The 18,582-nt window shown below is 66.9% G+C and carries 8 protein-coding genes; 3 read left to right on the forward strand and 5 right to left on the reverse strand.

The features are described from left to right. Positions 1–49: 49 nt before the first annotated feature. Positions 50–1,444 (reverse strand): IS110 family RNA-guided transposase, encoded by a 1,395-nt coding sequence (locus tag G6N09_RS07615; RefSeq protein WP_083028024.1) that lies wholly within the window; start codon positions 1,442–1,444, stop codon positions 50–52. A gap of 261 nt (positions 1,445–1,705) precedes the next feature. On the opposite strand from G6N09_RS07615, the gene G6N09_RS07620 reads away from it, so the two are divergent. The 3 genes from G6N09_RS07620 to G6N09_RS07630 all read left to right on the forward strand — a co-directional run bounded on the left by G6N09_RS07620 (position 1,706) and on the right by G6N09_RS07630 (position 8,539). Next, on the forward strand, positions 1,706–2,023 hold the full coding sequence (locus G6N09_RS07620) for a hypothetical protein (RefSeq protein WP_083027059.1): 318 nt from the start codon (positions 1,706–1,708) through the stop codon (positions 2,021–2,023). Positions 2,024–2,102: 79 nt separating this feature from the next. Next, positions 2,103–5,378: an arabinosyltransferase domain-containing protein gene (locus G6N09_RS07625; protein WP_083027060.1), complete on the forward strand. Its 3,276-nt coding sequence runs from the start codon at positions 2,103–2,105 to the stop codon at positions 5,376–5,378. Beyond that, entirely contained in the window at positions 5,375–8,539 is a 3,165-nt protein-coding gene (locus G6N09_RS07630; protein ID WP_083027061.1) for an arabinosyltransferase domain-containing protein, read from the forward strand. Before G6N09_RS07625 ends, G6N09_RS07630 begins: the two co-directional genes overlap by 4 nt. Here the strand turns inward: G6N09_RS07630 and G6N09_RS07635 are convergent. The 4 genes from G6N09_RS07635 to pks13 all read right to left on the reverse strand — a co-directional run bounded on the left by G6N09_RS07635 (position 8,529) and on the right by pks13 (position 18,573). Next, entirely contained in the window at positions 8,529–9,965 is a 1,437-nt protein-coding gene (locus tag G6N09_RS07635) for an MFS transporter (protein ID WP_083027062.1), read from the reverse strand. The genes G6N09_RS07630 and G6N09_RS07635 overlap by 11 nt on opposite strands. A gap of 211 nt (positions 9,966–10,176) precedes the next feature. Further along, the gene (locus tag G6N09_RS07640) at positions 10,177–11,469 is read right to left on the reverse strand and encodes a PE-PPE domain-containing protein (RefSeq protein ID WP_083027063.1); all 1,293 of its coding nucleotides are present in this window, start codon (positions 11,467–11,469) and stop codon (positions 10,177–10,179) included. A gap of 208 nt (positions 11,470–11,677) precedes the next feature. Continuing rightward, positions 11,678–13,231, reverse strand: a complete 1,554-nt coding sequence (locus G6N09_RS07645; protein WP_083027064.1) for an acyl-CoA carboxylase subunit beta — start codon at positions 13,229–13,231, stop codon at positions 11,678–11,680. Further along, on the reverse strand, positions 13,228–18,573 hold the full coding sequence (gene pks13 / locus G6N09_RS07650) for a polyketide synthase Pks13 (protein ID WP_407662685.1): 5,346 nt from the start codon (positions 18,571–18,573) through the stop codon (positions 13,228–13,230). The genes G6N09_RS07645 and pks13 overlap by 4 nt, the downstream gene beginning before the upstream one ends. Positions 18,574–18,582: the final 9 nt, after the last annotated feature.

Raw genomic sequence — 18,582 nt, forward strand, 5'->3', positions numbered from 1 at the left:
GTTGCCCGCCTCTGAGCGACAACTGATCGCAGTGAGTTCCTAAGGGGTGTCAAGCCACGTGGCGGCTCGTAGGCTTGGGTTTGGCGGGCTGGGATGTTGGAGCGCTTGGCGACTCCTGTGACTCCTGGCCCGCCGCCTGCTTGCGGCGGTCTCGCATGCGCTGGTGACGGATGTTGTCACGGCGGCGTGGCTCGATTTGGTAGCGCTGCGTGACGATCATGCGGCCCTGGGCCTCGGTGATTGGGGTGCCGCCGACGTCGCGCAGGGCGTAGGGCTGACCGTTGCGCATGCAGCTGGCGATCCGGGTGACCAGCAGCGTCGCTAGGTGACAGATCGCTGAGTCGTGGTGACGGTCGCCGGCCATCAGTCGCTGATATTTCGCAGCGATCTGCGGGTCAACCTTGCGGGCCTGGTCAGCTGCGGTGCACAGCATCTCGCGCAGCAGCGGGTCGCCGGCCTTGGTGATCGAGGACTCGACCTTGCTCAGCCCGGACTGACTCACCTTCGGGACCAGTCCGGTGTAAGCGCGGATCGCAGCTAGCGAGGTGAAACGGTGGGGATCGCCGATCCGTCCGGCGATCACAGCGCTGATCACCGGCCCGACGCCGGGTGCTGAGGCCACGATGCCGTCGGGGTCGGCGTCGGCGTAGAGGTTGGCGACCCGCTCGTCGATCTGCTTGACCTGCCGGGTTAAAAACAGTGCCTGTTCGGCTTCGTGGGCGATGTCGTCGGCGAGTTCGGCGAAGTTCATCCCATCGGGACCCCACAGCGCGAGGGTTTCCTTGGCCGCGACGATGAGGCTGGCGGCGTGATCATCTCGCCAGGCGCCGCGGGAGCGGGCGATCAAGAACCGGCTCAGACGTCCCTGGCCGAGCCGGATCACGGCGTTCGGGTCGGCGTAGCGAGCGAGGAATTCCAGTGCCGCGATGCCGTAGTTCGAGCCGAGCACCGCATACCAAGCCGGACCGAGCAGCTCGACGAGCGCATCAAGCCTGGCGTAGACCGCGACCCGGCGTTTGACCATGGTGGAGCGCTGCTTGACCAACCGCCGCAACGGATCTGCCGGCCCCTGACCGGAATACTCCCGCAATCCCTCGGGGTGCAGCAACGGTAACCGGGCCAACAGTTCTGAGTCGATCCGATCGTTCTTAGTGTGCTTGGAGTAGTACTTGCGCAGATCCGCCGACTGCGTGGTGGGGACCATCACCACCCGGGCGCCGCGACGGCGGAACCACTCGGCCAGCACGATCCACGCGTTGCGGGTCGGTTCGACTACTACGGTCACATCATTCGGATCGGCCAGCTCCAGATCCGACCACAGCCGCTCCAGATCCCTCGGCCGGGTCGAGAACTTCCGACCCCGCCACAGCGTGACCCCGTCACGGGCAAGTGTCGCCTGGTGCGCCGCCCGCACGGCCACGTCGATACCCAACGTCAATGTCATCGTCGTTACTCCTGTCAGCCCTGATCCTGTTCACCCAGGTGGCTGACCATCGCGGCCGCGGCCCAGACATTCTCTAAGCAGGAGTCCACACCTCACAGGCTGGCTCCAAGTTCCCGAACAAGGACACCGCTCGACCAGACACCGGGCCCGCGGTCGACCACTCAAAATTCAGGGATCACCAGGTGTCCCGGTCGGACGTTCGGCCCAGCCGCGGACCTACTCCAAGGCTAAATGTCGGACTGCGGTGCCAGGGTTCGCCCCATGACGAACCGGAGATCCTTACGCGGCATCGAGCTGCGTTACGTCCTGACCCACTACCTGCTGCATCACGGGACGTGCAGCATCGGCCAACTGGCCGCAGAGCTGGACGCGCGGAGCTTCGGCACCCCGGGAAGACCCTCGAAGGCAATCTCGGATGCCCTGCGCTGGGAACGTGGCCGCGGCCGGGTGTTCCGACGCGGTCGGGGCCGCTACGGGCCCGCGTCGATACCGCGCAGTACCGAGTACCGAATTCACCAGCGGGTGATGTCGTTGCGCGCCGAGGCGGCGCATCTGCAATCCGTCCACACGCCGACATAACGTGGGTTGTCGCTCAAAGGCGGGCAACTCTCCCTATGGTCCGCCGCGGCGCCGACGCGGTCGCCTAACATCGAGGCTCGTGTCCTCCACCCATGAACGGCCCCAGGACCAGCCCAGGCAGCGTCACCGCATCGCGCGGCTGATCGCGGTGGTGGCCGGCGTCACCGGCGTGCTGTTGTGCGGCGTCACCCCGCTGCTCCCGGTCAAACAGACCACCGCAACCATCGCCTGGCCACAGGGCGTCGACGCTGACGGCCACGTCACCGATGTCACCGCTCCCCTGGTCTCCGGCGCGCCCCAGAGCCTGGACATCACCATCCCCTGCTCGGCGATGGCCACCCTGGGAGAAAAGGGCGGCCTGGTGCTCTCGACGGTGCCGGCCGGTGGCGTCGACGCCACCGCGCACGGCCTGTTCGTGCGGGCCAACAAGACCACCGTGTTCGCCGCCTACCGCGACCAGGTCGCTGCGGCCGCGCCGCGGAGCAAGCTCGCCGACTGCAGCGAACTGCACCTGTGGGCCGGGGCCGGCGAGGTCGGCGCAGATTTCGTGGGGATCCCCGGCGCCGCCGGCACGCTGCCCCCGGAAAACAAGCCGCAGATCGGCGGGGTCTTCACCGAACTGGAGATCGGCCCACAGCCGGGACTGAACGCCCGTATCGATATCGACACCCGATTCATCAGCGGGCCCACCCCACTCAAGACCGCCGTGATGGCGCTCGGCGTGCTGGCGGTGCTCGCATCGATCGCGGCTCTGGCGGTACTTGACGGGCCACGACGCCGGCGGGCCAGATCCAAGGTTCACACGGTGACGCGACTCGCCGACGTGGGCGTCCTCGGCACGCTGGCGCTGTGGCACGTGATCGGGGCCATCTCCAGCGATGACGGCTACAACCTGACGATGGCACGCAACGTCGGGCACGCCGGCTACGTGGCCAACTACTACCGATTCTTCGGCGCCAGTGAGGCCCCGTTCGACTGGTATCCGGCGCTGTTGGGCCAGTTGAGCACCATCAGCACCGCCGGAGTGTGGATGCGCCTGCCCGCCACGCTGGCCGCCATGGCCTGCTGGTTGATCATCAGCCGTCGGATGCTGCCTCGCCTGGGCAGGTTGTCGGGCAACCGGGTGGCGGTGTTCACCGCCGCGGCCATGTTCGTCGCGGCCTGGCTGCCGTTCAACAACGGACTGCGGCCGGAGCCGCTGATCGCGCTGGGCACCCTGGTGGTCTGGGTGCTGGTGGAACGCACCATCGCCACCCGCCGGCTGGTGCCCACCGCGCTGGCGATCCTGGTGGCGGTCTTCACCGTCACGCTGGCCCCGCACGGGCTGATCGCCCTGGCCCCGCTATTGACGGGTTCGCGGGCCATCGAAGGAGTCATCCGCAGGCGCCGCGCCGTCAACGGCCTGGCCGCGCCGCTGGCGGTGCTGGCTGCGGCCGCCTCGGTGCTGGCCGTCGTGGTGTGCCGGTCGCAGAGCCTGGCCGCCGTGGCCGAGTCGGCTCGGATCAAGTACGTGGTCGGGCCGACCATCGCCTGGTACCAGGAATTTCTGCGGTACTACTTCTTGACCGTCGAGGAGAACGTCGACGCCTCGCTGACCCGCCGGTTCGCCGTCCTGGTGCTGCTGTTCTGCATGCTCGCCATGCTGGTGGTGCTGCTGCGTCGCGGACGCATCAGCGGGGTGGCCAGCGGCCCGGCGTGGCGACTGATCGGCACCTGCGCGGTGGGCCTACTGCTGTTGACGTTCACCCCGACCAAGTGGGCGGTGCAATTCGGCGGTTTCGCCGGGCTGGCCGGTGCGCTGGGCGCGCTCACCGCCTTCACCTTCGCCCGCGTCGGGCTGCACAGCCGACGCAACATGACCCTGTATGTCACCGCGCTGCTGTTCCTGGTGGCCGTCGCGACCTCAGGGGTCAACGGCTGGTTCTACGTCGGCGGCTACGGCGTGCCGTGGTTCGACATCCCGCCGGTGATCGCCAGCAAGCCGGTGACGTCGATGTTCCTGGCGGCCTCGATCGCCACCGGCCTGCTGGCCGGCTGGCAACACTTCCGGTTGGACTACACCGGCCACACCCAGGTGACGCCCAACCGGCGCAACCGGATCCTGGCCTCCACTCCGCTGCTGATCGTCGCGAGCCTGATGGTGCTGCTGATGGTCGGCTCGATGGCCAAGGCAGCAGCCGGACGCTACCCGGCCTACACCACCGCCAAGGCCAACGCCGAGGCCGTGCTTTCCGGCATTCGGGGCGCCGCCAGCTGCGCCATGGCCGATGAGGTCCTGGCCGAACCCGATGCAGGAGCCGGCCTACTGCAGCCGGTGCCGGGGCAGAAATTCGCCGAGCTCGGCCCGCTGGGCGGCGCCGACCCCTACGGCTTCGACCCCAACTCCATCGATGAGGACCTGACCTCGCTGGCAGTCATCGCCAAGCCCGGCGTGCCCAACGCCGATGCCTCCCCCAACAAGCCCAGCGCCAACCAGAGTGACGCGGCGGGCACCGCCGGCGGCAAGATCCCCGACGACGCCCCCGACGGAGTGAACGGCTCTCGGGTGGCCCTGCCGTTCGGCCTGGACCCGGCCGTCACCCCGGTACTCGGCTCCTACCAGGAGCAGGTGGCCGCACATGCCACCTCGGTCTGGTACCGGCTGCCGGAACCGTCGCAGGACCGAGCGCCGATTGTCGTGGTCAGCGCGGCCGGTGCCATCTGGTCGCACGGTGAGGACGGCAAGCTGGACTACGGCCAGCCACTGAAGCTGGAGTGGGGCACCAGCAATCCCGACGGGACGTTCAAGGCACTCGGCGAGGTGGAGCCGATCGACATCGGACCGCAGAACTCCTGGCGCAACCTGCGTTTCCCACTGGCGTGGGCGCCGCCGGGCACCGACGTGGTGCGCATCGTCGCCAACGACCCGAACCTGTCCACCGAACAATGGATCGCATTCACCCCGCCGCGGGTGCCGGTGGTCAAGACCATCAGCGAGCTGATGGGGTCGCAGACTCCGGTGTTGATGGACATCGCCGTCGCGGCGAACTTCCCGTGCCAGCGGCCGTTCACCGAGCACCTGGGCGTAGCCGAGCTGCCCGAGTACCGGATCATGCCCGACCACAAGCAGACCGCGGCGTCGTCGAACCTGTGGCAGTCGGCCGAGGATGGTGGTCCGTTCATGATCACCCAGGCCATGCTGTGGACCACCACCGTTCCGACCTATCTGCGCAACGACTGGTATCGCGACTGGGGCGCGGTAGAGGCCTATCACCGACTGATCCCCGCCACCGAGGCACCGGACGCCGTCATCGACCAGGGCACCGCCACTGTTGCCGGCTGGAGCCGGCCCGGACCGATTCGAGCATTGCCATGACGCGCGACCTGAAAGTGACCCGATGGGTGGCCGTCATCGCCGGCCTGGTGGGCTTCCTGTTGTCGGTGGCCACGCCGCTGCTGCCGGTGGTGCAGACCACCGCCACACTGAACTGGCCGCAGCACGGCGAGCTGAGCAGCGTAACCGCGCCACTGATCTCGCAGACCCCGATCTCCATGACAGTGAAAGCGCCGTGCGCTCTGGTGCGCCAGTTGCCCGCCGAGGGCGGCACGCTGCTGGCGACCGCCCCCGCCAAGGGCAAGGACGCCGCACTGAACGGGCTGTTCATCACCGTCACCGAGAAACGGGTGGACGTCACCGACCGCAACGTGGTGCTGGCGACTGCCCCCCGCGCCAAGGTCGAGGGCCCCGGCTGCACCGACATCGAGGTCACGTCGTCGCACGCCGGAACCTTCGCCACCATCGGCGGGATCACGCAGCGCTACGGTTGGGCCGATCCCAACCTGCGCCCGCAGATCGTCGGCGTGTTCACCGATCTGGCCGGTCCCGCACCGGCCGGTCTGGCGTTGACCGCCGACATCGACACCCGGTTCTCCACCAAGCCGACGGCACTCAAGCGGGCCGCGATCTTCGCAGCCATTCTGGCCACCGTGATCGCGGTCCTGGCGCTGTGGCGACTGGACCGGCTCGACGGCCGACGGATGCACCGGTGGATCCCCAGCCGTTGGCGTTTCTTCTCCCTGGCCGATGTGGCCGTGGTGTTCGGGTTCGTGCTCTGGTACGTGATCGGTGCGAACTCCTCCGACGACGGCTACGTCCTCGGGATGGCGCGAGTCGCCGACCACGCCGGCTACATGAGCAACTACTTCCGCTGGTTCGGCAGCCCGGAAGATCCGTTCGGCTGGTACTACAACCTGCTGGCACTGATGACCCACGTCTCCGACGCCAGCATCTGGATCCGACTCCCGGATCTGGTCGCCGGGCTGGTCTGCTGGCTGCTGCTGAGCCGCGAGGTGCTGCCCCGGTTCGGTCCGGCGGTGGCGGCCAGCAAGCCCGCGCTGTGGGCGGCCGGGCTGGTGCTGCTGGCGGCATGGATGCCGTTCAACAACGGCCTGCGCCCCGAAGGGATCATCGCCGTCGGGGCGCTGATCACCTGGGTGCTGGTAGAACGGGCGATCATCTCCAGCCGGCTCACACCGGCGGCGTTGGCGATCATCTGCGCGGCCTTCACCCTGGGCATTCAACCGACCGGGCTGATCGCGGTGGCCGCACTGCTGGCCGGTGGACGGCCGCTGCTGCGGATCCTGGTGCGTCGCCACCAGATTCACGGCACGTGGCCGCTGGTGGCACCGCTGCTGGCCGCCAGCGCGGTGATCCTGACCGTGGTCTTCTCCGACCAGACCATCCGTACCGTGATGGAAGCCACCCGGGTGCGCACCGCGATCGGCCCCAGCCAGGCCTGGTACACCGAGAACCTGCGGTACTACTACCTGATCCTGCCGACCGTCGACGGCTCACTGTCGAGGCGGTTCGGATTCCTGATCTGCGCGCTGTGCCTGTTCACCGCGATGTTCATCATGTTGCGCCGCAAGCGCGTTCCCGGTGTAGCCAGCGGACCGGTGTGGCGCCTGATGGGCGTCATCCTGGCGACCATGTTCTCGCTGATGTTCGCGCCCACCAAGTGGGTGCACCACTTCGGGCTGTTCGCCGCGGTGGCCGGAGCCATGGCGGCACTGACCACGGTGCTGGTATCGCGACAAGTGGTGCGCTGGTCGAGAAACCGAATGGCGTTCGCCGCAGCGGTGCTGTTCATCCTGGCGTTGTGTTTCGCCACCACCAACGGCTGGTGGTACGTCTCCAGCTACGGGGTTCCGTTCAATGCCGACATGCCGCGGATCGGTGGGATCACCGTCAGCACAATTCTGTTCGCCCTGTTCGCCGTCACGGCCGGATGGGCGACCTGGCTGCACTTCGCGCCGCGGGACCGCGGTGAGGGGCGGCTGGCACGCGCCCTGACCGCCGCACCGATTCCGGTGGCGGCAGGCTTCATGGTCTGCGTATTTGTGGCGTCGATGGTGGCCGGGATCGTTCGTGAATACCCGACGTACTCCAACGGCCTGGCCAACGTGCGGGCGTTCGTCGGTGGCTGCGGGCTGGCCGACAACGTACTGGTGGAACCGGACCCCAATGACGGTGCCCTGACGCCGCTGCCGGGCGCGTACGGCGACCTCGGACCGCTGGGCGGTGTGGACCCGGTCGGTTTCACCGCCAGCGGAGTGCCGGAGAAGGTGGTGGCCGAATCGCTGCGGATGCCGATCACCCAGCCCGGCACCGACTACGACTGGGATGCCCCCAAGAAACTGAAGAAGGCCGGCATCAACGGCTCGACCGTGCCGCTCCCCTACGGCCTGGATCCGGCCCGGATTCCGCTGGCGGGCAGCTACAGCACCGACGGCCAGCAGGAGAGTCGGCTGACGTCGGCGTGGTACGCGCTGCCGCCCGCCGATGCCGGCCACCCGCTGGTGGCGGTGACCGCGGCAGGCACGATCGCCGGCAACAGTGTGCTCAAGGGCTACACCACCGGGCAGGATGTGCAGCTGGAGTACGGAGTTCCGGGGCCCGACGGCGTTCCGGTGGCCGCGGGTCGGCTGGTGCCCTACGACCTGTTCGGCGAGTGGCCCCGGATGTGGCGCAATCTGCGCTACCCGCGGGCACAGATTCCCGCGCAGGCTGTCGCGGTACGCATTGTGGCCGTGGACAAGTCCTTGAACCCGCGGGACTGGATCGCGTTCACCCCCCCGCGCCTGCCCGAGGTGAAGACCATCCAGTCCTACATCGGCTCCGACAAGCCGGTCCTGCTGGACTGGGCGGTGGGTCTGGCCTTCCCGTGTCAGCACCCGATGCTGCACGCCAACGGTGTCACCGAGGTACCGCAATACCGGATCACCCCGGACTACAACGCCAAGAAGCAGGACACCGACACCTGGCAAGACGGGGTCAACGGCGGGTTGCTGGGCATCTCCGACATGTTGCTGCGCGCCCACGTTATGGCGACGTACCTCAACTACGACTGGGGCCGGGACTGGGGTTCGTTGCGTCAGTTCGACGTGATCACGCCCGCGACGCCCGCGGAGTTGGACCTGGGAACCGCCACCCGATCCGGTTGGTGGTCGCCGGGCCAGATAAGGATCAAGGCGTGAGTTCGCGGTCGTCGCGCGGGTCGGCCCGTGGCTGATTCGCGATGACGGCCGCCAGCTCCCGTTCCAGTTCGCCTTGCTCTCCGGGGATGCCGGTGCCGCGCAGCGAATAGCCCAAGGTCTCGGGGAGGAAGCGCAGGGCGATCAATCCGAGCACCGCCGCGGCCACCAGATAGGCAGCCGGAAAGAGCTGCCAACCGGTGTGCTCGATGACCGAATCGGCGACCACCGGCGCGGTGCCGCCGAACACGGCGACGGCCGCATTGTCGGCCACGGCGAACCCTGCGTAGCGCACTTGAGTGGGAAACATCGCCGGAAAGGTCGCGGCCACCGTGGCCAGCGGTGCGGCGAACAGCACGCTGAGCACGGTGAAGCCCACCAGTGCGTATCCGAATCCCTGACCCATGAGCCAGTACATCGGCAGCGCCATGACGATGAAGCCGACTAACGAGCCTCGCCATAGCGGCTTCCGGCCGATCCGATCCGACCAAGCACCCGCAAACGGGATGCAGGCCATCATGGCCAGCTCCCCGACCAGCACCACCGCGGTCCTACTAGGTTCGTCGAGCCCGGCCGAGGCATGCAGGTACGTCGGCTGGTAGGTCACCAAGGTGTAGTCAATGATGTTGAGCGCGACCAGCAGCGCGAACGTGACGAGGATCGGCCGGGTGTAGTTGGTCAGCAGATCGACAAGTCGATCCCAGGCCGACCCTTTGATCGCATCGCAGGCGGCACACTCGGCGAACACCGGCGTCTCGGGCATCCTGGTGCGCAGCACCAGCCCCAGCACCCCCAACGGCAGGGCGAAGAGGAACGGAACACGCCAGCCCCAGGCCGTCATCTGCTCATGGGTGAGCATCGCCTCCAGAGCCAGCACGACAGCGCTGCCAAGGACAAAGCCACCGACGGCACCGAACTCCAGGAAGCTGCCATAGAGGCCACGCTTGTCGTCGGGCGAACTTTCGGCCATAAAGGTTGCTGCGCCACCGTATTCACCGCCGGTGGAGAAACCCTGCACGACCCGCAGCGCGATCAGCAGGCCCGGCGCCCACCATCCCGCGGTGGCATAGCTGGGCAGCACGCCGATCAGGGTTGTTGCGACAGCGATCAGCGCGACGGTGGCCACCAGGACGGACTTTCGCCCGAACCGGTCACCGATCGGACCCCAGACCATGCCACCCAAGGGACGGAGCACGAACGAAACCGCGAATCCGAGCATGGTTCCGAGGTTGCCCAGCGTATCGGGGAAGAAGGCCTCGGTCAGATAGGTGGCCACCACGGCATAGACGCCGTAGTCATACCACTCGGTGGCATTGCCGATAGCCGACGCCGCAATTGCTTTGCGCAGCAGCCTTTTCTGTCGATCCGGAGCGGTATGTGGTTTCCGCGCGAGCGGCGCCGACGGCTTCGCCGGCAGCAGTAGACTCATCGCGCCTCGCCGCTAGGACACATACCTGCCCCCTCGTCATACCCCTGACGATTCACACGGCCGTCCGGCAACCGCAATCACGTTACGGCCGGGCACAATTGGAACCCCAGAGGCCAGCCCATCCTGGGATTGCCTGGGGTAAACGATAATTGGTTTGTGCCCGAAGTTACCGGTGTTGCTCAAGCGTTATGCAACGCTTACGCCGCCGAGACTAGGCCGCGTCCGCCCAGTAAGCGGGATCCAGGTATTGGCCGACCAACGATTGCCACATCATGTTGGTCATACCGTTGAGCATGTCGTCCACCGACGGGTTGTCGCCCTCGGCGACGCCCGCGGCCGTCATAGCCGCAAGCAAGCCGTCCAGGGCGGGGTTGTCGAGAACCCCGACCTCCACATACGTCTGGGGGTCGAACAGATCGGTGACGAAAGCGCCGATGCCGCTCATCGCCGCCGAAAACAGCGCGTTGCTGACCTCGTTCCAGTCGAGGTCCGGCATCAGATTGCTCACCATCGTCGGCTGATCCGCCGGGCCCTCGTTCCAGCCGTTCTCGATATTGCCGTAGCCCAGGTTCACCAGGATCCGCATGACCGGCTCCAGCAGGTCATAGATGGGCTTTCCGGTGATCGGGACGAACAGCAGGGGGTACAGCAGTGGAAGGTACTCACTGGGGATCATGTAGGAACTGATCATGCTGTCCGGGCTGGACTCCAGCAGGACGGCGTCCGCGATCTGCTCGGGAGTCAAGCCGAGGTAGGCAATGTGCTGGATAGCCATGCCCATGATGGCGTTCAGGCTGGAGATCGGGTTGAGGAAATATTGCGGGAAATCCGCGTAGCCGTCGTACTCCAAGGTGTAGATGTCGGTGGGATACAGATCATTCGGGGTCGGGTTACCGAGCGTGACATTTCCCTCGGCCAAGCTCTCAACGACCTCCGGGTAATCCGCGAATCCGACCAGCAGACCGCCGAGGGGGTTCGCCGAATCGCCGATCAGCACAAAGTGCACGGCCGAACTCGGCACGCCGGCCTCGTAGAGCTGCTGCATCGCCAGTGTCGTCAGGGCGGCACTCTGCGAGTACCCGAAGACCGTCACCGGGTTGCCCTCGCCCGCTGCGCCTTCGTCGAGCAGGGCCAACACCCTGTCAGACAGGATCTGTGCACCCTTGGCCATGGACTCGTCCAGCAAGTAGGCCTCTTGCGGAGTGGTCAGCACCTCGAGCTGACCGTCGAATCCGTGCGGCTGCAGGAAGAGGTCGTTGACGGTTTCGGCGTATTGCTCACTCGGCGTGGGGAGCATGCTGGGGCCCATGATGAGCGCGATGCCGGAGCTGGCCAGCGAGCCCGCGCCTGCCGAAGACAGCAGCACCTGGGCATGCTCGGGAGCCTTGGTCAACGACGTGACCTGCGGCGCGCCGCTGATACCGACGGCCACCACAACAGCGGCGAGAGCGGCACGAAAGCCGGTGTCAAAGTGGCTGGACCGCGCCGCACCTGCATCAAACATCCAGAATTCCTCGCCAGACTCTCGAGGCCGCACAGATCTGCGGCATTGTTAATTTTGGATGATTTCAATCACACTCTGTTATGTCAAATTCAGGTTCACTAATCTGGAAACGCGCCCTCACCTGGGAAAAATGGAGCACACCACCAGAGTTAGGGACACCTAATTGTTCGGCGAACCTGAGTCAGGACTTAGCGCAGCTCAGCGGCGTTTAGATCGGCAGCAGGCCGTGCTTGCGCTGCACCTTGGGGGCGTTCTGCTTGTCCCGCAGCAACCGCAGCGACTTACGCAGCAGCAACCGGGTCTCGTGCGGCTGGATCACCGCGTCGATGTAGCCACGCTCGGCAGCAGTCCACGGGATCGCCAAGTTCTCGTTGTAACCGGCGATGAAGTCCGCCTTGATCTTCTGCACCTCGGGCGCGGTCGGGTCCGGGAAGCGCTTCACCAGCAGTTGGGCCGCACCGTCGGCGCCGATCACCGCGATCCTGGCCGTCGGCCAGGCGAAGTTCAGGTCAGCGGACAGCTGCTTGGAGCCCATCACCGCGTACCCGCCGCCGTAGGCCTTGCGGATGATGAAGGTCACCTTCGGCACGTCGGCCTCGACGATGGCGTTGAAGAACCGGCCACCGCGCTTGATGATCCCGTTCTTCTCCTCCGCCACCCCGGGCATGGCGCCGGGAGTGTCGACGACGAAGACCAACGGCAGGTTGAAGGAGTCGCAGAACCGGATGAAGCTGGCTGCCTTGTCGGAGGCCTCGGTGTCGACCGCCCCGGACATGTACATGGGCTGGTTGGCGATCACCCCGACCGGATGCCCGTCCACCCGGGCGAACGCGGTGATCATCGCCTGGCCGCGCTGGTCGGAGATCTCGAAGACATCGCCGTCGTCGAACATCCGCAGCAGGATCTCGTGCATGTCGTAGGCGGTGTTGTCCGCGTCCGGAACGATCGAGTCCAGCTCAAGGTCGTGCGGGGTGATCTCGGGCTCGAGACCCGGGTTGACGATCGGCGCGTCGTCGAAGTGGTTGGCCGGCAGGAACGACAGGTAGTCGCGCACGTATTGGAACGCCGCGGCCTCGTCCTCGACCACCTTGTGAATGTTGCCCCGCTGCGCCTGCACATCCGCGCCGCCGAGCTCGTCGAACGTCACGTCCTCACCGGTGACGTCCTTGATCACGTCGGGGCCGGTGATGAACATGTAGCCCTGATCGCGCACGGCCACCAGCAGGTCGGTCTGGACCGGCGAATACACCGCTCCCCCAGCACATTTACCCAAGATGATCGAGATCTCCGGCACCAGGCCGCGCAGCATCTCGTGGCGACGGCCCAGCTCGGCATACCAAGCCAGCGACGTCACCGCATCCTGAATGCGGGCGCCGGCGGAGTCGTTGATGCCGATGATCGGGCAACCGACCATGGCCACCCACTCCATCAGCTTGGCCACCTTGCGGCCGAACATCTCGCCGACCGACCCCTGGAACACAGTCTGGTCGTGGCTGAACACCCCGACGGGGCGGCCGTTGATCCGGCCGTGGCCGGTGACGACGCCGTCGCCGTACAGCGCGTTCGGGTCACCGGGGGTCTTGCACAGCGCACCGATCTCCAGGAACGTGCCCGGGTCCAGCAGCGCATGGATGCGCTCACGGGCGCTCGGAATGCCCTTCTTGGCCCGCTTGGCGATGGCCGCCTCACCGGCAGGCTCCTTGGCCAGCTCCAGCTTTTCGCGCAGTTCGGCCAGCAGTTCGGCGGTGGTCTTGTTACTCACTGCTCTCCCTGGATCCGATTGATCGCCTCACTCATGTGGGCGCCCACCTTGGCAATGTACGGCTCGTCGATGACCTGGACGTGCTCGCCCCCGATCGGCACGATCTCCAGGTCGGAGATGTATTCGCCCCAGCCACCATCGGGCTTGCGGGTCGCGTAGGCGGGCTCGAACACGATGGCGTCATCGTGGTAGCGGTCGGCCATGTACAGCGTGACGTGTCCCTCGTAGGGCTGGATCTCGATGGTGTCCAGGGCCCGATTGTCCAGGTACGACGTGCGCTGGTGCTCGATGATGCCGCCGGGGATCTGTACGCCGCTCTGGGCCACCACGTCCAGCACGAACCGGACCTGACCCTCGTCGTCGAGCTTCTCCAGTTCCTCGTACGGGATCTCGGGAACCTCGACATTGAAGGTGCGCTCGGCAAACCGTGCATAACGGTCCCAGCGTGCCCGCATGCCTTCCTTGCTCTGGTCGATCGGCTCACCGGGAAGCACCAGGTCGAGCAGACCGACGTAACGCACATCGGCGCCCGCTTGCTTCAGTCCGATCGCGCATGCGTAAGCCAGCGCCCCGCCCAGCGACCAACCGGCCAAGAGGAACGGCCCATCGTGCAGGTCAAGCAACTTGGGCACGTACTCGGCGGCGCGTTCCTCGATGGAGCCTTCCACCCGCTCGATGCCGTATACCGGCAGGTCAGCGGGCAACCGCTTCATCAGCGGCTCGTAGACCACGGTCGAACCACCCGCGGGATGGAACACGAACAGCGGAGCCTTGTTGGAGCCTTCGGGTTTGGCGCGCAAGGTGCGAACGAATCCGTCCACCACGCCGTCCTCGAGCTGATCGCGAACGATGGTCGCCAGCGCCTCGATGGTGGTGGCCGACTTCACGTCGTCGACCGTGATGATGCCCTCGGCACGCTCCGCCAGCCGCTCGGCCACCTTGGTCGCGGTGTCCTCGTCCAGCTTGGGCAGCTCGTTGAAGATGCCGCCCGGCGACTTCCCGGTGACGATCGCCCAGGTGGCGAACGTGACCCGTTCGGCGGCGTCACGCGGTGGCACGTCGGCGCCCAGCGCCTCGGTCACCGCCTCCTGGGTGAGCACCTTGGCCGCTGCCGCGGCAGCGGTCTTGGTGCTGACCCCGCTCGAATTGGCACCCGGGCCGGAAGGATCGGTGGGCGGCGGCGGAATCGGTGCGCCCCCCGCGGGCCCGGCCGGGTTCGTCGGCGGCGGCGGGATCGGGATGTCCGAGGCCGGCGGTGCGGCATCAGCTTCGGCTGCCGGAGCCGGCGCGTCTTGCGCCGCCTCGGCCGCTTTGGCTGCCGCGATGATGGCGGCCTGTTCGGCGGCGATCTCGTCGGCCGTCTGGGTCTTCTGATGCTCGTGCAGCGCCTCGATCTCGTCGCGGTGATCGACGGCGTACTGGATCATCTCCGCGACGTTGTAGAGGTTCGCGTCGCGGACCGCGGTCAGCTGGATCGGCGGCATGTCGAAGTCGTATTCGACCCGGTTCTTGATCCGCACCGCCATCAGCGAATCGAGACCCAGCTCGATCAGCGGCACCTCCCACGGCAGGTCCTCGGGCTCATAGCCCATGGCACTGCCGACGATGGTGCCCAACCGATCCGCGATGGTCTCACCGGATTCCGGTGACCACTTGGCGAAACCGGCCGCCAGACCGGCGCCAGCCGTCAGGTTGTCGTGCAGGATCGCGGCGTCGTCGACCGGTTCGTCAACCGGCGCAACCGAAGCCGAAACGGACTCACTCACCGCAGTGCCCGCGCCGACGGCGACCGGCAACACCCCGGCTGCGCCGCCACGCGACACCAGCGCGTCGTAAACCAGCGTGAACGACTCACCGATCCGGGCGTGCACCTGCACGGCCGCGCCGCCCGGATGCCGGGTCAGCGTAGTGACCAGTCGGGAACCCTCGCCCGGAACAGCCCGCTGCTCGGCGGCCGACAAGGTCGAATCCGGAAGGACAGTCGCGGCAGCGGCTTTGACCAGGGCGGCCAAGTCCGTCTCGCCGCGACCGGCGTACTCGAAGACGTGCCGGCCGTCCGGGGTAGCGACGTGCGATCCAGGCATCACACCGGTGGCGTCTCCGGAGAACCGGGCGTCGAGCCAGTGCGGCTTGCGCCTGAAGCGCGTGGGCGGAATGTTGGCGAACTCCGCCGGACTGATCGGCCCCTGCACCTCACGCGGGAACAAGGTGCGGAAATCGAGGTCGTGGCCATAGACGTAGAGCTGTGCCATTGCCATGGTCATGGCGTCGACATCGTCGGTCTTGCGGGCCAATGTGGCGATCAATTGGGCATCGTGAAGCCCCGCGCTGGCCGTCGTCAGCCCCACCTGCATGAGCGCGACCGGGTTCGGCGCCAGCTCAAGGAAGGTGGTGTAGCCATTGTCGACGGCATTGCGAACACCGTGGGTGAAGTAGACGCTGTGCCGCATCCCCTTCTTCCAGTACTCCACATCGTGGATCGGCTCGCCGCCGGGCTTGACGTAGCTGCCCTCGTGCACGGTCGAGAAGATGCCGATGTTGGGAGTGTGCGGCTCGATGCCCTGCAGCTCCGCGGAGAATTCGCCCAGCAGGGGGTCCATCTGCGAGGTGTGGCCGGCGCCCTTGGTCTGCAGCTTGCGGGCGAACCGGCCCTCGGATTCGGCCCGCGCGACGATCTCGTCGATCTGTTCGGGCGGTCCGCCGATCACCGTCTGGGTGGGAGCGGCATAGACGCACACCTCCAGGCCGGGGAAATCCGCGAACACCGCCTTGAGTTCCTCGGCGGAGTACTCGACGAGCGCCATGAAGCGGATGTACTCGCCGAACAGCATCGCTTCGCCCTCACCCATCAGGTGAGCGCGCGAGCAGATCACTCGGGTGGCATCGGCCAGCGACAGACCTCCGGAGAAGTACGCTGACGCCGGCTCGCCCAATGACTGGCCGATCACGGCGGTCGGGCGCGCTCCGTGGTGCTTGAGCACCTCGCCGAGGGCGATCTGGATGGCGAAGATGGCGATGTTGGAGGTCTCGATGCCGTACTCGTGTGAGTCGTCGAGGATCAACTCCAGCACCGAGTAGCCGCGCTCGTCCTGGACGTGGGCGTCGACCTTCTCAATCCATTCGGCGAAGATCGGGTCGCGCAGGTAGAGGTTCTTGCCCATCTTGCGGTGCTGGGCACCGAAGCCGGCCATCACCCAGACCGGCCCGTTGGTGACCGGGCCGTCGACGGAGTACACGTTGGGCTTTTGCTTGCCCTCGGCGACCGCGCGCAGGCCCGCGATGGCCTCGTCGTGGTCGTGAGCCAGGACCACGGCACGCGAACGGCCATGGTTGCGCCTCGACAGCGACCGGCCGATCGACGTCAGCGGGGTGGCCCGGCCCTCTTCGCTGTCGATCCAGTCGGCAAGCTCGGCCGCAGCGGCCTTCTTGCGGGAAGTCAGAAACGCCGAGATCGCCAGGGGGATCAGAGGTTGCACGGGCTCTTGCTCGGCCAGCTCGGCGAGCGCCTCGTCGCGCAGCCGCAACGCCTCATCGGTCAGGCCGGGCAGTTCGTACGCGGGTTCGTCGCCGTAGCCATGTGAGCTCTCCGGCGCGATGAACTCGCCGTATTCGTCGAAGCGGGGGGCTTCGTGCTCGATCTCGGGTTCCGAAGCCTCTTCGGCGACAGGCGCTTCGGTCTCCTTGACGATCACGTCGCGCGGCAACACCTCGCGTACCACCAGGTGGGCGTTGGCCCCACCGAAGCCGAAGCCAGACACCCCAGCGACCGCATACCCGCTGTAACGCGGCCAGTCGGTAGCGGTGTCGGCGACCTGCAGGTGGGTGCCGACGAAGTCGATGTAGGGGTTGGGTCCGGCGTAGTTGATCGACGGCGGGATCTTGTCGTGCTGCATGGCGAGCACGACCTTGGCAAGGCTCGCCGCACCGGCTGCCGACTCCAGATGGCCCACATTGGATTTCACCGCACCCAACAGCGCGGGCTTGTCCGCGGCGCGGCCCCGGCCAACCACCCGGCCCAGCGCCTCGGCCTCGATCGGGTCACCCAGGATGGTTCCGGTGCCGTGCGCCTCGATGTAGTCGACGGTGCGCGGGTCGATACCGGCGTTCTTATAAGCCTTGCGCAGGACCGCGGCCTGAGCGTCCGGGTTGGGCGCCAACAGGCCGTTGGACCGGCCGTCGTGGTTGACCGCCGAACCGGCGATCACCGCGAGGATCTGGTCGCCGTCACGGCGGGCGTCATCCACCCGCTTGAGCACCAGCACACCGCCACCCTCGGCACGGGAGTAACCGTCGGCGTCGGCCGAGAACGACTTGATCCGGCCATCGGGTGAGAGCACCCCGCCGACCTCGTCGAAACCGACCGTCACCAACGGGGTGACCAGCGCGTTGACACCGCCGACAACCGCCACGTCGGCCTCACCGTTGCGCAGCGCCTGTACACCCGAGTGCGCGGCGACCAGCGACGACGAGCAGGCGGTGTCGATGGTGATCGACGGGCCGCGGAAGTCGTAGAAGTAGCTCACCCGGTTGGCGATGATCGAGCTGGAGTTGCCGGTGATGGCATACGGGTGGGTGATGCTCGGGTCGGACAGTGCCAGGTTCTGGTAGTCACCGTTCGTCGAACCCATGTAGACCGCGACCGCTTCGCCGCGCAGGCTCGACGCCGGGATCCGGGCGTGCTCCAGCGCCTCCCAGGTCAGCTCGAGCGCCATCCGCTGCTGCGGGTCGACGTTGTCGGCTTCCATCTTCGACAGCGCGAAGAACTCCGCGTCGAAACCCTTGATGTCAGAGAGGTAGCCACCGCGGGTGCGCGCCTTCTTGACCCGCTCGGCGACCCTCGGCTCCTCCATGAACTCCGACCAGCGCCCCTCGGGCAGGTCGGTGATCGCATTGAACCCCGCCAGCAGCTTCTCCCAGGTGTCCTCGGGAGTGTTCATGTCGCCGGGGAAGCGGGTGGCCAGGCCCACCACCGCGATGTCGGCGACATCGGCGTCGCGTGACCAGTCCTCGCCGGCCGCGTCGTCATCCAGCACAGGCTCGCCCTCGACGATCACGGTGGCCAGCGCCTCGATCGTCGGGTGCCGGAATGCCACCGTCGCCGACAGCGTGACCCCGGTGAAGTCCTCGATGTCCGACGCCATGGCTACCGCGTCACGCGACGACAGACCCAGTTCGATCAGCGGCGCGGTCTCGTTGATCTTCTCCGGCGACTGGGAGGTGGCGTTGGCCACCCAGTTGCGCAGCCAGGCCCGCATGTCGGCGACGGTCAGGTCGGTGCGGCTGGTGCCGCGCAGGATTGCGTCGTCGCCGTCGCTGCGCTCTGCCTCGTCGTCGCCGGTCATCTGCGGAGC

The sequence above is a fragment of the Mycolicibacter minnesotensis genome (assembly GCF_010731755.1).
In the GTDB taxonomy this organism is placed as follows: domain Bacteria; phylum Actinomycetota; class Actinomycetes; order Mycobacteriales; family Mycobacteriaceae; genus Mycobacterium; species Mycobacterium minnesotense.